The sequence below is a fragment of the Escherichia sp. E1130 genome, from assembly GCF_005781065.1.
Classification (GTDB): Bacteria; Pseudomonadota; Gammaproteobacteria; order Enterobacterales; family Enterobacteriaceae; genus Escherichia.
In genome coordinates, this window is record NZ_VATL01000019.1 from 155,752 (window position 1) to 169,783 (window position 14,032).

General features: G+C 46.2%; 11 protein-coding genes. 4 read left to right on the plus strand and 7 right to left on the minus strand.

The window, feature by feature from the left end:
* Positions 1-10: 10 nt before the first annotated feature.
* From oppB to ychE, 3 genes are all read right to left on the minus strand, one after another.
* Entirely contained in the window at positions 11-931 is a 921-nt protein-coding gene (gene oppB, locus FEK66_RS18445) for an oligopeptide ABC transporter permease OppB (RefSeq protein ID WP_001516507.1), read from the minus strand.
* An 85-nt stretch (positions 932-1,016) separates the two neighbouring features.
* Positions 1,017-2,648, minus strand: coding sequence for an oligopeptide ABC transporter substrate-binding protein OppA (oppA, locus tag FEK66_RS18450; protein WP_130208890.1), 1,632 nt, complete (start codon positions 2,646-2,648; stop codon positions 1,017-1,019).
* Positions 2,649-3,376: 728 nt separating this feature from the next.
* The gene (gene ychE, locus FEK66_RS18455) at positions 3,377-4,024 is read right to left on the minus strand and encodes an NAAT family transporter YchE (RefSeq protein WP_000616766.1); all 648 of its coding nucleotides are present in this window, start codon (positions 4,022-4,024) and stop codon (positions 3,377-3,379) included.
* Between the two features lie 477 nt (positions 4,025-4,501).
* Here ychE and adhE point away from each other — a divergent pair, with 477 nt between their 5' ends.
* Positions 4,502-7,174, plus strand: a complete 2,673-nt coding sequence (adhE, locus tag FEK66_RS18460; RefSeq protein ID WP_130216022.1) for a bifunctional acetaldehyde-CoA/alcohol dehydrogenase — start codon at positions 4,502-4,504, stop codon at positions 7,172-7,174.
* Positions 7,175-7,492: 318 nt separating this feature from the next.
* Here adhE and tdk read toward each other — a convergent pair whose 3' ends face one another.
* Entirely contained in the window at positions 7,493-8,110 is a 618-nt protein-coding gene (tdk, locus tag FEK66_RS18465; protein WP_130208894.1) for a thymidine kinase, read from the minus strand.
* Between the two features lie 601 nt (positions 8,111-8,711).
* Between tdk and hns the strand changes: the two genes are divergently transcribed.
* Positions 8,712-9,125 (plus strand): histone-like nucleoid-structuring protein H-NS, encoded by a 414-nt coding sequence (hns, locus tag FEK66_RS18470; protein ID WP_105289150.1) that lies wholly within the window; start codon positions 8,712-8,714, stop codon positions 9,123-9,125.
* Positions 9,126-9,268: 143 nt separating this feature from the next.
* Here hns and galU read toward each other — a convergent pair whose 3' ends face one another.
* The 3 genes from galU to rssA form a co-directional block, all read right to left on the minus strand.
* Positions 9,269-10,177 carry a UTP--glucose-1-phosphate uridylyltransferase GalU gene (gene galU / locus FEK66_RS18475; RefSeq protein ID WP_130208896.1) on the minus strand — a complete coding sequence of 303 codons (909 nt, stop codon included), beginning with the start codon at positions 10,175-10,177 and terminating at the stop codon, positions 9,269-9,271.
* A gap of 201 nt (positions 10,178-10,378) precedes the next feature.
* Positions 10,379-11,392 carry a two-component system response regulator RssB gene (gene rssB / locus FEK66_RS18480; RefSeq protein ID WP_130216020.1) on the minus strand — a complete coding sequence of 338 codons (1,014 nt, stop codon included), beginning with the start codon at positions 11,390-11,392 and terminating at the stop codon, positions 10,379-10,381.
* Positions 11,393-11,478: 86 nt separating this feature from the next.
* Positions 11,479-12,390 carry a patatin-like phospholipase RssA gene (rssA, locus tag FEK66_RS18485; protein ID WP_130208900.1) on the minus strand — a complete coding sequence of 304 codons (912 nt, stop codon included), beginning with the start codon at positions 12,388-12,390 and terminating at the stop codon, positions 11,479-11,481.
* Positions 12,391-12,502: 112 nt separating this feature from the next.
* On the opposite strand from rssA, the gene FEK66_RS18490 reads away from it, so the two are divergent.
* Together FEK66_RS18490 and purU are read left to right on the plus strand one after the other, a co-directional pair.
* Positions 12,503-12,961, plus strand: a complete 459-nt coding sequence (locus tag FEK66_RS18490) for a YchJ family protein (protein WP_130208902.1) — start codon at positions 12,503-12,505, stop codon at positions 12,959-12,961.
* Between the two features lie 49 nt (positions 12,962-13,010).
* Positions 13,011-13,853, plus strand: coding sequence for a formyltetrahydrofolate deformylase (gene purU, locus FEK66_RS18495; protein ID WP_130208904.1), 843 nt, complete (start codon positions 13,011-13,013; stop codon positions 13,851-13,853).
* The last annotated feature ends 179 nt before the right edge of the window (positions 13,854-14,032 follow it).

The following is a 14,032-nucleotide window of genomic DNA, read 5'->3' on the forward strand; positions in this document are numbered from 1 at the left end:
AGCTCCAGTATCAGTAACGGATTTTCGGGTCGATAACCGCATATAGCACATCGACAATGGCATTGAACAAAATGGTTAAAGCACCAACCAGAATGGTCAGGCTTAACACCAATGAATAGTCACGGTTCAAGGCACCATTAACAAACAATTGTCCGATGCCCGGCAAACCGTAAATGGTTTCGATAACCATAGAACCGGTGATAATGCCAACAAATGCGGGTCCCATATAAGAAAGTACCGGTAGCAACGCAGGTTTTAATGCGTGGCGGAAAATAATGCGCCGCATGGGCAGACCTTTCGCGCGTGCGGTACGAATGAAGTTGGAGTGTAAAACTTCAATCATTGATCCACGGGTAATACGCGCAATACTGGCGATATAAGCCAGTGATAAGGCAACCATCGGCAGGATCATAAATTTCAGCGCCCCACCATTCCAGCCACCGCCCGGTAGCCAATGCAAAATGATCGCGAATATCATGACTAATAATGGCGCAACGACAAAGCTTGGTATAACCACTCCCGTCATAGCCAATCCCATGACGGTATAGTCCCATTTGGTGTTTTGTTTTAATGCGGCAATAACGCCAGCACTAACGCCCAGTACCACTGCGAGGAAAAATGCAGCAGCTCCCAGTTTTGCTGAAACGGGAAAACTGGATGCGACCAGGTCATTGACCGAATAATCTTTATATTTAAATGAAGGGCCGAAATCGCCATGAGCAAGTTGTTTCAGATAGCTGAAATACTGCGTCATGATGGGATCGTTAAGATGATATTTCGCTTCAATATTGGCCATTACTTCTGGCGGTAATGTACGTTCGCCGGTAAAGGGACTTCCCGGCGCGAGGCGCATCATAAAGAACGAAATAGTAATAAGAATAAATAGCGTCGGAATCGCTTCCAGACAGCGACGTAGAATAAATTTTAACATTGCCGTACCTTCTGGCCTGTGCCTTCTGTAATGCGATAAAAAGCAGACACCGTGGAGCAGGATACACCTGCCCCACGCATTGCCATTAGTGCTTCACAATGTACATATTTCGGGTGTAGGTATTATCCAACGGATCTTTACCGGTATAACCCCCAACCCACGGTTTTACCAGACGCGCGTTCACGTAGTAATAAACCGGAACAATGGCCGAATCTTTATCCAACTGTTGCTCTGCTTTCGTGTACAACGCCGTGCGCTGCGCCTCGTCTGTAGCTTTCAGGGTTTCCGCCATAATGCTGTCAAAGGCCGGGCTCTTATAATGCGCGGTGTTCATCGAACTGTTCGACAGCATGGTGTTCAGGAAGGAAGTTGGTTCATTATAGTCTGCACACCAGCCTGCACGGGCCACATCGAAAGTACCCTGGTGGCGGGTATCGAGGAATGTTTTCCATTCCTGGTTAACCAGTTTAACGTCCACGCCGATATTTTTCTTCCACAGTGAAGAGGCGGCAATCGCCAGCTTTTTATGCAGATCGGACGTGTTATATAACAGATTAATCGTTAGCGGTTTGTCTGCGGTATAGCCCGCTTCTGCCAGTAGTTTTTTCGCTTCTTCGTTACGTTTTTCCTGGCTCCAGCCAAACCATTCTGGTTGCGTCAGTTTTGCGCCATCGGTATATGGCGGCGTGTAACCATAGGCCGGCATATCGCCCTGCGCTTTGACTTTATTAACAATGATATCGCGATCCATACCCAGTTTCAGTGCGGTACGCACACGCACATCATTGAATGGCGGTTTCTGGTTGTTAATCTCGTAATAGTAAGTGCACAGGTATGGATCAACGTGAACTTCGTTCGGGATTTCTTTTTTCAGTTTCTGGAACAGTTCGATCGGCATGTTGTTATAAGTCATATCGATTTCGCCGCTACGATAACGGTTAACATCGGTAACTTCAGAAGCGATCGGTAAATAGGTCACCTGGTTAATTACCGTTTTAGCGTTATTCCAGTAGGTCGGGCTGCGCTCAAGAACGATACGTTCGTTAACAACCCAATCTTTTAATGTATAGGCGCCGTTAGTAACGATATTGCCTGGCTGGGTCCATTTTTCGCCAAATTTCTCAATAGCGGCTTTTGGCACCGGGGAAGTAGATGGGTGAACCAGTAACTTATAGAAGTACGGAACAGGTTCACTTAAGGTGACTTCTAATGTGTGGTCATCGAGGGCTTTAACACCGAGATCGGTAATTGGTTTCTTCCCTTCCAGTATTTCATCAATACCCGCAATATGCCCGTATTGTAAGTAGCTTGCGTAGGGAGAAGCGGTGTTCGGATCAACAGAACGTTGCCAGCTATACACAAAGTCTTGTGCCGTGACTGGCGTGCCGTCAGACCATTTCGCATCTTTACGCAGGTGGAACGTCCAGACTTTAGCGTCCTTGTTATCCCAGGATTCAGCCACGCCAGGGGCCGGATGACCATCAAGATCGCTAACCAGCAAACCTTCAAACAGGTCACGGCTGATATTAGACTCAGGAACCCCTTCAATTTTGTGCGGATCTAATGACTGAACTTCAGAACCATTGTTGCGAACCAGCGTTTGTTTTTCCGCTAGTGTGACTCCTGCGGGTACATCAGCTGCCAGTGCGATATTCCCTGCCATAAGCGCAGCCAGAACGCCTGCTGCCACTAAACTTCTCTTGGTGATGTTGGTCATTGTGTTTTGGACTCCCTCATTATAATTACTGGTTTTTACCAGCATGTGTAATCCCGGATTAGGATACCTGTACAGCTCGGAGACTTTTTGCTGCCAGGTTGCTTTATCGTTACTAATTGCTATCACCGACTTTATTTATTCTGGTGATTCAGATGACCACCTTATGTCGATTCTTACTGTGTCTCCCCTGTCGAGACACATTATTTTTTGCAGCGTCTTTTAATCGCAAATCATTCTCATTGCCAATAAAAATCGCCAAACGGTTGGCCGAAAAGTATCAAATGCCCTTCTTGCCCGCCAATACATTTTGCAAAATTGTTACGCAATTCTCTTTTACTAACCATACCAGTACGTATACCCCTCGTTATCCAATCAATAAAATAATTTAAAAACAAAGGGATATAACTAGAGAAAGCAATACTGCCTTTTCCGGTTATAGTCCAGATAGAAAATACGCACAATAATTTAACAAATGAATGCTATTTAGCACTTTTCTCTGCCAAAGCCAGTAGAATTACTAATATCATTTCAATTATTCTTCAGCAAGGCCCAGGATTATGATGTGATGAAAATAACATGATGTTGTGGATCGCCAGATAAGGATAGTCTTATAACTATCTGTAAAATGGGGATAAAATTATCTATTTCTTTTGTTAACTACGTTGGCTTGCAGTAAAAATAGTGATGAAAGAAACGGAGCATCATGACTCCGTTTCATATGAAAGGAATTAATTGAGCAGACCCGGGAAAATCCCTTTGATACCGTTGACGATAAATTCAATCCCTAATGCCATTAGCAAGAGCCCCATAATACGGGTAATGACGTTGATGCCAGTCTGACGCAGCACCCTCACCAGCCAGGGTGCCATGCGGAATAAACCCCAGCAACATAAAGCGAACAACGCGATCGCTACAAAAAAACCGAACAGATAACCAATGCTGTGATAACGCGTTCCCCATACGATAGTTGAACTGATTGCCCCTGGTCCTGCCATCAGAGGTAATGCGAGCGGTACAACGCCAATGCTTTCACGAATTGCGGTTTCTGATTTTTCTTGTTTGTTCTGTTTATCCTCGCCAAGCTTACCGCTGATCATCGACATTGCAATTGTCACGACCAGTATGCCGCCCGCGATGCGGAACGAATCAATAGATATTCCAAAAAGTTGCAGAATCGTGTCGCCGAGAAACAGTGCGATCCACAAAATAATGGCTACAGACAAGTTGGCGGTCAGATTTGTTTTGTTTCTCGCTGCCGCAGTCTGATAGCTGGTCATACTGATGAACACGGGGATGATCCCTACCGGGTTAACCAGCGCAAATAACCCGATGAAAAACTTAAAATAAACGGGAAAATCAAAAAGTGTCTGAATCACGGTTAGCTCCGAAGCAAAAGCCGGATAATGTTATCTTTAAACAAGGGTAAAAATACGTGCTGACAATACGCCTTTTGTCAGCATTTTTCACCTCCTAACTATCTAAAATTACTATCATTCATTATTGTTATCTAGTCGTACAAAACATGCTAAGGTAGCCAACAATTAATACTACAATTTATTAACTATTAGCTATTATGGCTAAAAGCGGAGCTGAAAGGTGTCAGCTTCGCGAAATTTTGATCTGGATCACTTAATCGGTACCCAGAAGTGAGTAATCTTGCTTACGCCACCTGGAAGTGACGCATTAGAGATAAATGACTCTAATGTTTAAACTCTTTTAGTAAATCACAGTGAGTGTGAGCACGAGTAAGATTTTGATTTTCAAAGGTTAAGCAAATCATCATCGCACTGACTATACTCTCGTATTCGAGCAGATGATTTACTAAAAAAGTTTAACATTATCAGGAGAGCATTATGGCTGTTACTAATGTCGCTGAACTTAACGCACTCGTAGAGCGTGTAAAAAAAGCCCAGCGTGAATATGCCAGTTTCACTCAAGAGCAAGTTGACAAAATCTTCCGCGCCGCCGCTCTGGCTGCCGCAGATGCTCGAATCCCACTCGCCAAAATGGCCGTTGCCGAATCCGGCATGGGTATCGTTGAAGATAAAGTGATCAAAAACCACTTTGCTTCTGAATATATCTATAACGCCTACAAAGATGAAAAGACCTGCGGTGTTCTGTCTGAAGACGACACTTTCGGTACCATCACTATCGCTGAACCAATCGGTATTATCTGCGGTATCGTTCCAACAACTAACCCGACTTCAACCGCTATCTTCAAATCTCTGATTAGCCTGAAGACCCGTAACGCCATCATTTTCTCACCACACCCGCGTGCTAAAGATGCAACCAACAAAGCTGCTGATATCGTTCTGCAGGCTGCTATTGCTGCTGGTGCACCAAAAGATCTGATTGGCTGGATCGATCAACCGTCTGTTGAACTCTCCAACGCACTGATGCACCACCCTGACATTAACCTGATCCTTGCGACCGGTGGTCCAGGCATGGTTAAAGCAGCATACAGCTCCGGTAAACCGGCGATCGGCGTAGGCGCAGGCAACACCCCTGTTGTTATTGATGAAACTGCTGATATCAAACGTGCAGTTGCATCCGTACTGATGTCCAAAACCTTCGACAACGGCGTAATTTGTGCTTCTGAACAGTCTGTTGTTGTTGTTGATTCTGTTTATGATGCTGTACGTGAGCGTTTTGCCACCCACGGCGGCTACATGCTGCAGGGCAAAGAGCTGAAAGCTGTTCAGGACGTTATCCTGAAAAATGGCGCGCTGAACGCAGCTATCGTTGGTCAGCCAGCTTATAAAATTGCTGAACTGGCAGGCTTCTCTGTACCAGAAAACACTAAGATTCTGATCGGTGAAGTGACTGTTGTTGATGAAAGCGAACCATTCGCTCATGAAAAACTGTCCCCGACTCTGGCAATGTACCGTGCGAAAGATTTTGAAGACGCGGTAGAGAAAGCAGAGAAACTGGTTGCTATGGGCGGTATCGGTCACACATCTTGCCTGTACACCGACCAGGATAACCAGCCGGCACGCGTTTCTTACTTCGGTCAGAAAATGAAAACTGCCCGTATCCTGATCAATACCCCGGCTTCTCAGGGCGGTATCGGTGACCTGTACAACTTCAAACTCGCGCCTTCCCTGACTCTGGGTTGTGGTTCCTGGGGTGGTAACTCCATCTCTGAAAACGTTGGTCCGAAACACCTGATCAACAAGAAAACCGTTGCTAAGCGAGCTGAAAACATGTTGTGGCACAAACTTCCGAAATCTATCTACTTCCGCCGTGGCTCTCTGCCAATCGCGCTGGATGAAGTGATTACTGATGGCCACAAACGTGCGCTCATCGTGACTGACCGCTTCCTGTTCAACAACGGCTATGCTGACCAGATCACTTCTGTACTGAAAGCAGCTGGCGTAGAAACTGAAGTGTTCTTCGAAGTTGAAGCTGACCCGACTCTGAGCATTGTTCGTAAAGGTGCAGAACTGGCGAACTCCTTCAAACCAGACGTGATTATCGCGCTGGGTGGTGGTTCCCCGATGGATGCTGCGAAGATCATGTGGGTTATGTACGAACACCCAGAAACTCATTTCGAAGAACTGGCGCTGCGCTTTATGGACATCCGTAAACGTATCTACAAGTTCCCGAAAATGGGCGTGAAAGCGAAAATGATCGCAGTCACCACAACTTCCGGTACCGGTTCTGAAGTTACACCGTTCGCGGTTGTAACCGATGACGCAACTGGCCAAAAATATCCGCTGGCAGACTATGCTCTGACCCCGGATATGGCGATTGTTGACGCCAACCTGGTTATGGATATGCCGAAGTCCCTGTGTGCTTTCGGTGGTCTGGACGCAGTAACTCACGCCATGGAAGCATATGTTTCTGTACTGGCTTCTGAGTTCTCTGATGGTCAGGCTCTGCAGGCGCTGAAACTGCTGAAAGAATATCTGCCAGCGTCCTACCACGAAGGGTCTAAAAACCCGGTAGCGCGTGAACGTGTTCACAGTGCGGCAACTATCGCAGGTATCGCGTTTGCTAACGCCTTCTTGGGTGTATGTCACTCAATGGCACATAAACTGGGCTCTCAGTTCCACATTCCGCATGGTCTGGCAAACGCCCTGCTGATTTGTAACGTTATCCGCTACAACGCGAATGACAACCCGACCAAGCAGACTGCATTCAGCCAGTACGACCGTCCGCAAGCACGTCGTCGTTATGCTGAAATTGCAGACCATCTGGGTCTGAGCGCTCCGGGCGACCGTACTGCTGCTAAGATCGAGAAACTGCTGGCATGGCTGGAAACGCTGAAAGCTGAGCTGGGTATTCCGAAATCTATCCGTGAAGCTGGCGTTCAGGAAGCAGACTTCCTGGCAAACGTTGATAAACTGTCTGAAGATGCATTCGATGACCAGTGCACCGGCGCTAACCCGCGTTATCCGCTGATCTCCGAGCTGAAACAGATTCTGCTGGACACCTACTACGGTCGTGATTACGTAGAAGGCGCAACCGTTGCTAAAGAAGCAGCTCCGGCTAAAGCAGAGAAAAAAGCGAAAAAATCCGCTTAATCGGTAGCTCTGTATAACATCATAAACGGTCCCATTCGGGGCCGTTTTTTTGTTTCAGGCAAAGAACGGCTATGTAAACTCAAATAATCCAGCTGTATTAATTCATCATGTTTGCATTGTCGGAAAACGAGCACAAAGCGAGATTGTCGACAAATAACTCTACCTCGTAGGTAATGAGGCATCGACGCACTAAAATCGTTCTGTGGTACGTTGAGTGATGATTAAGAATAGAGAAAGGATGATGACTCGGAAGAAGTTAGTAAAACGGACTGACAGGATAAAAGCGCCCTATTCACCCTGTCAGTAAAGAAAAATTTATTAGTCGTGCCGATGATTGTCCTGAATCGCCGTCAAAGAGCCGATCTCTAACGCTTCTTTATAGTGTTTACGGCAAACCGAGACGTAACGCTCATTACCACCAATAACCACCTGCTCACCTTCGTTATAAGGTCTACCCGCCAGATCAAGACGTAGCACCATGCTTGCTTTGCGGCCACAAAAACAAATAGTTTTTAATTCGACCAGTTTGTCTGACCATGCCAGTAAGTATTGGCTACCAACAAACAATTCACCGCGAAAATCGGTACGCAAACCATAACAAAGTACGGGTATATCGAGTTGATCGACAACCTCCGATAATTCATATACTTGTTGTCTGGTTAAAAACTGGCATTCATCAACAAGTACGCAATGAATTGTCTGCTGTTCGTGTTCCGCACGAATCTCATCAAATAATGATGAATTTTGGTTAAATAATTTTGCAGGTGATGACAAACCTATACGCGAGCTGACTTTCCCTGCCCCGAAACGATCATCAATTTCCGCCGTATATACGACAGTGCGCATACCGCGTTCCTGGTAATTGTATGAAGATTGCAACAATGCCGTAGACTTACCCGCATTCATTGCGGAATAGTAGAAATATAGCTGCGCCATCAGCCACAGGCCCTCAATGATATGAAATAAAGTTGGCAGGAGTTTATCATAATTCGTCAGTTTTACAGCGTAACAGTGAGCACAGAAGTAGTATATTCGTCATCCATTACGAATGACTGGCATAATCCTTCAGAGCTATCTTTACCACGGCCTTGCTTGTTATAAACGCGTAAATGACTCTTGGTAACTATTCACAATCTTTAACCTGTTGCGCACGTAATAACCCCAGTTGGCCTCCAGGAAAGAGCAATACGAAGTCCTTGCACTTATTGCGACTGTTCTACTTTTCATCATTCGCTTAATAGGGGATTTTCATAAACAGGGCTAATACCCAAGAGTGAAAAGGTTCCAGCGCATGTTAATCTCCACATAAAATGTGACATGAATCAGGAAGTTTTAACCTTAAGTGATGTGAAAGCATCGATGTAAATAGGGCTATATGCCACGTCATTTCTGGCTAATTTTATGAAAAGATATTTATTGTCGGTACGAAATAAAGAACATTTTTGAATTCCTTACATTCCTGGCTATTGCACAACTGAATTTAAGGCTCTATTATTACCTCAACAAACCACCCCAATATAAGTTTGAGATTACTACAATGAGCGAAGCACTTAAAATTCTGAACAACATCCGTACTCTTCGTGCGCAGGCAAGAGAATGTACACTTGAAACGCTGGAAGAAATGCTGGAAAAATTAGAAGTTGTTGTTAACGAACGTCGCGAAGAAGAAAGCGCAGCTGCTGCTGAAGTTGAAGAGCGTACTCGTAAACTGCAGCAATATCGTGAAATGCTGATCGCTGACGGTATTGACCCGAACGAACTGCTGAATAGCATTGCTGCTGTTAAATCTGGCACCAAAGCTAAACGCGCACAGCGTCCGGCTAAATATAGCTATGTTGACGAAAACGGCGAAACCAAAACCTGGACTGGCCAGGGCCGTACTCCAGCTGTAATCAAAAAAGCAATGGATGAGCAAGGTAAATCCCTCGACGATTTCCTGATCAAGCAATAATCTTTTCTTGATTCTGTTTGCTTAAAATCCCGCCATTGGCGGGATTTTTTATTGTCCGTTTTAAGACTCTCTGATAAGAATACGCTATAAAAAAACGGCATTGATCACTCAATGCCGTTTCGTAGAAAACATCGTGATAGATGTTACTTCTTAATGCCTATCTCTTCTTCAAGCCAGGCTTTAAATTCAGTACCCAGTGTGTTGTGGCGAATACCGTATTCAACGAAGGCCTGCATGTAACCTAATTTATTACCGCAGTCATGGCTCTTCCCTTTCATATGATAGGCTTCAACCGTTTCTTTTTCGATCAGCATATCAATCGCGTCGGTGAGCTGAATTTCATCACCTGCTCCCGGAGGGGTTTTTGCCAGCAGCGGCCAAATATCAGCACTGAGAACATAACGGCCGACAATAGCAAGATTAGACGGCGCTACATCTGCTTTCGGTTTTTCTACCACACCGACCATCGGTACACTTTCGCCAGGCGCTAAATCCACACCTTTGCAATCCACAACACCATATGCCGTCACATCAGCAACAGGCTCCACCATTATCTGGCTGTGGCCAGTTTCATCAAAGCGACGAATCATCTCTGCAAGGTTATCCTGCGATAAATCGGATTCATATTCATCCAGAATAACGTCAGGTAAAATAACAGCCACAGGTTCATCACCAACTACCGGATGGGCACACAATACTGCGTGTCCCAAACCTTTCGCCAGCCCCTGACGAACTTGCATAATAGTCACGTGTGGTGGACAAATGGACTGCACTTCATCAAGCAACTGGCGTTTTACACGTTTTTCCAGCATTGCTTCCAGTTCAAAACTGGTATCGAAATGGTTTTCAATAGAGTTTTTAGATGAGTGAGTGACCAGCACAATTTCAGTAATGCCAGCCGCAATACATTCATTCACGACGTATTGAATTAATGGCTTATCGACAAGCGGCAGCATCTCTTTCGGGATAGCTTTCGTCGCCGGCAACATCCTGGTTCCTAATCCCGCAACGGGGATAACGGCTTTTTTGACTTTCGTATTAATGGCAGCCATTTAAATTCTCCTGGACTGTTCGTGTATTGAACGTGTTCATATTTCTGTATCGCATCCCAGTATATCAGTACCCTGGCGAGGCCTGGTTCTGAAAAGGAGGCGAGTTAACATAATTAAGACAATTACTTAAACGAATGGCGACGATAGTACCACCAGCCGACACCAGCGCGTAATGCAATTTTATCCCATATAATCGTTTGCTCATTCCGCAGACAACATCAAGCGCAGTCTTCCACCTGTTCCCCAAATTTGACATTGCCAGGCATCACATCGCTGGCTCAATTGATTCAAATAGGCGTTGCCTAATGTTCCTAACGGAACGCCATTACTGATTTGAATCTGGTGTTCACCAGCATTTAACGTTGCATTCAGGCCAGCGGAAACCAAAATGAGATTTTTTAATTCACGATGATAATAGCCGACTAATAGCGGGAACTGACCAGGCAGATTGGCCTGCCGCAGTAAATGATTTACCTGCTTCAATAACGCTCCCAACTCTGGCAAACGCTGATTTTGGTGGGCAATCTGTTCCTGTAATAACCCATTAAACAGCGCGCGTAATAACAAGGCGGCAAGGACACCATTATGTCCGGCGCGAGTTACATCGAGACAATAAAAAGCCAGATCGTTTTCCGAAAGAGCTGCAATATCAAGCACCAGCCCCGGTTTATCAACGGCCACCAGTTGGCGATAATTAACCCGGCAATGGGAAATCACCTGCTGAACCGGAGGTTGTAATTCTTGCAATAATTTAGCAGCCGCAGTGGGATTATCCACCATCGCATCCCAGTCGCGAAAAAGCCTTTCTTCTTCCTCTACACGCGAATTAAACATGCTGGGATAGAGACACGCAAAAACCATCTCGCGCAGACGGTTGAGATCTTTAACTGGTTTTAGCAAAACATCTTCCACGCCCAGACGTAACGCTTTCGCAATATCTGCCATGTTTTCCGTAGCGGAAATCACCAGGACTGGTGTTTGGTCACCCCGGTTGCGAATATGTTCCAATAGTTTCAGGCCGTTCATTCTCGGCATTGCAATATCACATATCATTAGATCGGGTGTGAAACCTCCCAGTAGCTCAAGGGCATCCACCCCATCAGCCGCCAGTACCGTTGTCGCTCCCAATGAGGAAAACCACGAATCCAGAAGCGAGCGAAATACCGCTTCATCTTCAACTATGAGAATCTGTTTTCCGACCAATGGCTGCGTCATGTTCTCTCCCCTGACTGGCTTTATTCAATAGTGGCATGCTATTGCCATCAGTGCCTGTCAGAATTAACTTAAGTGTAGATAAAAAATCAGGTCAAAACGTTAGTTCGAACTAGCGGTAAAAGCTCATCCATTTTCTTCTCTACCGCCAATTGTCCTGCCGAAATGGCAGCCTGCGCACGATGAAAATCGAGCGTGGAAATCTGTGGGCAAACGGGTTGAATCAGAATATCAGGCGGGTCCCCTGCCATACGGTTTCTTTTAAGGCGGTTTTCCAATACCTGAATAGAGGTAGTCATAATCTCTGTTGCTGTCGGTGCCGTGACGCCTCGACGCGCAGTAATACTACTTAGCCGCTCTTTCAGCCGCGCATGCCAGGGGAGATCATCTTCACTCTCGCCATTTTCAGCACCGACATTAAATGAAAGAAGATCTTGCTGCATTAAGTGAGCGTCGTGCTGGAGATCAACCGCAATTACGATATCTGCGCCCAACGCACGAGTAAGAGAGATAGGAATGGGATTAACGACTGCGCCATCAACAAGCCAGTAGCCGTTATGCGCGACCGGTGCCATCAAGCCCGGAATACTGCAGGATGCACGAATAGCGAGATGGAGATCACCTTCGGTAAACCATAATTCACGCCCTGTGCTTAGATTGGTGGCGACTGCAGCGAAGCGGCGTGAACAATTCTCGATTTCTGTTTCTGGCATTATTTCACGATATCGATTGAACACACGCTCACCGCGCAGCAGTCCACCGCGCTGCCAGGAGAGGTCCATCAGTCGTAAAACATCCCAATAGCTAAAAGAGGTAACCCACTCTTCCAGCGCAGATAATCGACCACAGGCATAGGCTGCGCCTACCAGCGAACCAATTGAACATCCTGCGACGATATCAATTTCAATGCCCATTTTTTTAAGCGCGTTAATGACGCCAATATGCGACCATCCTCGTGCAGCACCGGATCCCAGCGCCAGCCCTATTTTTACTTTTCTCATTGTTCCTGAAAGCGTCCCCTGGAATGCAGCCGTAGCCACATCGCTACCGCTCGGTTAACATAGTGCTACTCCGGCGGTTAAAACGCCGTTATTGTTTCCAGGGAGATTATTTGTGTCTAAGCTTTGTCCCTGTGGTAGTGCTGTCGAGTATAGCCTATGTTGCCACCCTTATGTGTCTGGTGAAAAGGTTGCACCAGATCCCGAACGTCTCATGCGTTCGCGTTACTGCGCTTTTGTGATGCACGACGCAGATTATTTAATTAAAACCTGGCATCCATCCTGTGGCGCCTCGGTGTTACGCGCTGAATTAATTGCCGGATTTGCACATACCGAATGGTTAGGTTTGACCGTATTTGAACGTTCATATCACGAAGGTGACGACGTAGGTTATGTCAGTTTTGTCGCTCGTTTTACTGAGAAGGGTAAATCCGGGGCGATTATTGAGCGTTCGCGATTTTTGAAAGAAAACGGTCAATGGTACTATATTGATGGTACACGTCCGCAGTTTGGTCGCAACGATCCCTGCCCTTGTGGTTCAGGTAAAAAATTTAAAAAGTGCTGCGGCCAATAAAGGTTGACGGTACGGTTTAGCAAACACTCTCAACAAGGTTTTTCCAGCAATGCATTCACTCCAACGTAAAGTTCTGCGTACTATTTGCCCGGATCAAAAAGGTCTGATCGCGCGTATTACTAATATTTGCTACAAGCACGAGTTAAATATCGTGCAGAACAATGAATTTGTTGACCACCGTACCGGGCGCTTTTTTATGCGCACGGAGCTGGAAGGTATTTTTAATGATTCCACCCTGCTGGCGGATCTCGATAGCGCATTGCCAGAAGGTTCAGTGCGTGAACTGAATCCCGCAGGTCGCCGCCGCATAGTCATTCTGGTGACTAAAGAAGCGCATTGCCTAGGCGATCTGCTGATGAAAGCCAACTACGGCGGACTGGATGTTGAAATCGCTGCGGTTATTGGTAACCACGAGACTTTACGTTCTCTGGTGGAACGTTTTGATATTCCGTTTGAATTGGTGAGCCATGAAGGGTTAAGCCGCAACGAGCACGATCAGAAGATGGCGGATGCCATTGAAGCGCATCAACCTGATTATGTGGTGCTGGCGAAATATATGCGCGTGCTGACGCCGGAGTTTGTCGCGCGCTTCCCGAATAAGATCATCAATATTCACCATTCGTTCTTGCCTGCGTTTATTGGCGCACGCCCCTATCACCAGGCTTATGAACGCGGCGTGAAGATTATTGGCGCAACAGCACACTATGTAAATGACAACCTGGATGAAGGTCCAATCATCATGCAGGATGTCATTCATGTGGATCACACTTACACAGCCGAAGACATGATGCGTGCAGGTCGTGATGTTGAGAAAAACGTATTAAGCCGCGCGCTTTACCAGGTTTTGGCACAGCGTGTATTTGTTTACGGTAACCGGACGATTATTCTTTAATCGCTGGCAAAATAGAACTGGTTGGCTTTAATCCGTTACGGATGAAAATTACGCAACCAGTTCATTTTTCTCAACGTAACCCTTTACAGCGGCGTGTCATTTGATATGATGCGCCCCGCTTCCCAGTGAGGGAGCAAGCCAGTAAAAAGCATTACCCCGTGGTGGGGTTCCCGAGCGGC

Bases quoted from the DNA above. Each gene is read 5' to 3' on its own strand.
- oppB (WP_001516507.1), bottom strand. From the start codon at position 931: ATGTTAAAATTTATTCTACGTCGCTGTCTGGAAGCGATTCCGACGCTA.
- oppA (WP_130208890.1), bottom strand. From the start codon at position 2,648: ATGACCAACATCACCAAGAGAAGTTTAGTGGCAGCAGGCGTTCTGGCT.
- adhE (WP_130216022.1), top strand. From the start codon at position 4,502: ATGGCTGTTACTAATGTCGCTGAACTTAACGCACTCGTAGAGCGTGTA.
- tdk (WP_130208894.1), bottom strand. From the start codon at position 8,110: ATGGCGCAGCTATATTTCTACTATTCCGCAATGAATGCGGGTAAGTCT.
- hns (WP_105289150.1), top strand. From the start codon at position 8,712: ATGAGCGAAGCACTTAAAATTCTGAACAACATCCGTACTCTTCGTGCG.
- galU (WP_130208896.1), bottom strand. From the start codon at position 10,177: ATGGCTGCCATTAATACGAAAGTCAAAAAAGCCGTTATCCCCGTTGCG.
- rssB (WP_130216020.1), bottom strand. From the start codon at position 11,392: ATGACGCAGCCATTGGTCGGAAAACAGATTCTCATAGTTGAAGATGAA.
- rssA (WP_130208900.1), bottom strand. From the start codon at position 12,390: ATGAGAAAAGTAAAAATAGGGCTGGCGCTGGGATCCGGTGCTGCACGA.
- purU (WP_130208904.1), top strand. From the start codon at position 13,011: ATGCATTCACTCCAACGTAAAGTTCTGCGTACTATTTGCCCGGATCAA.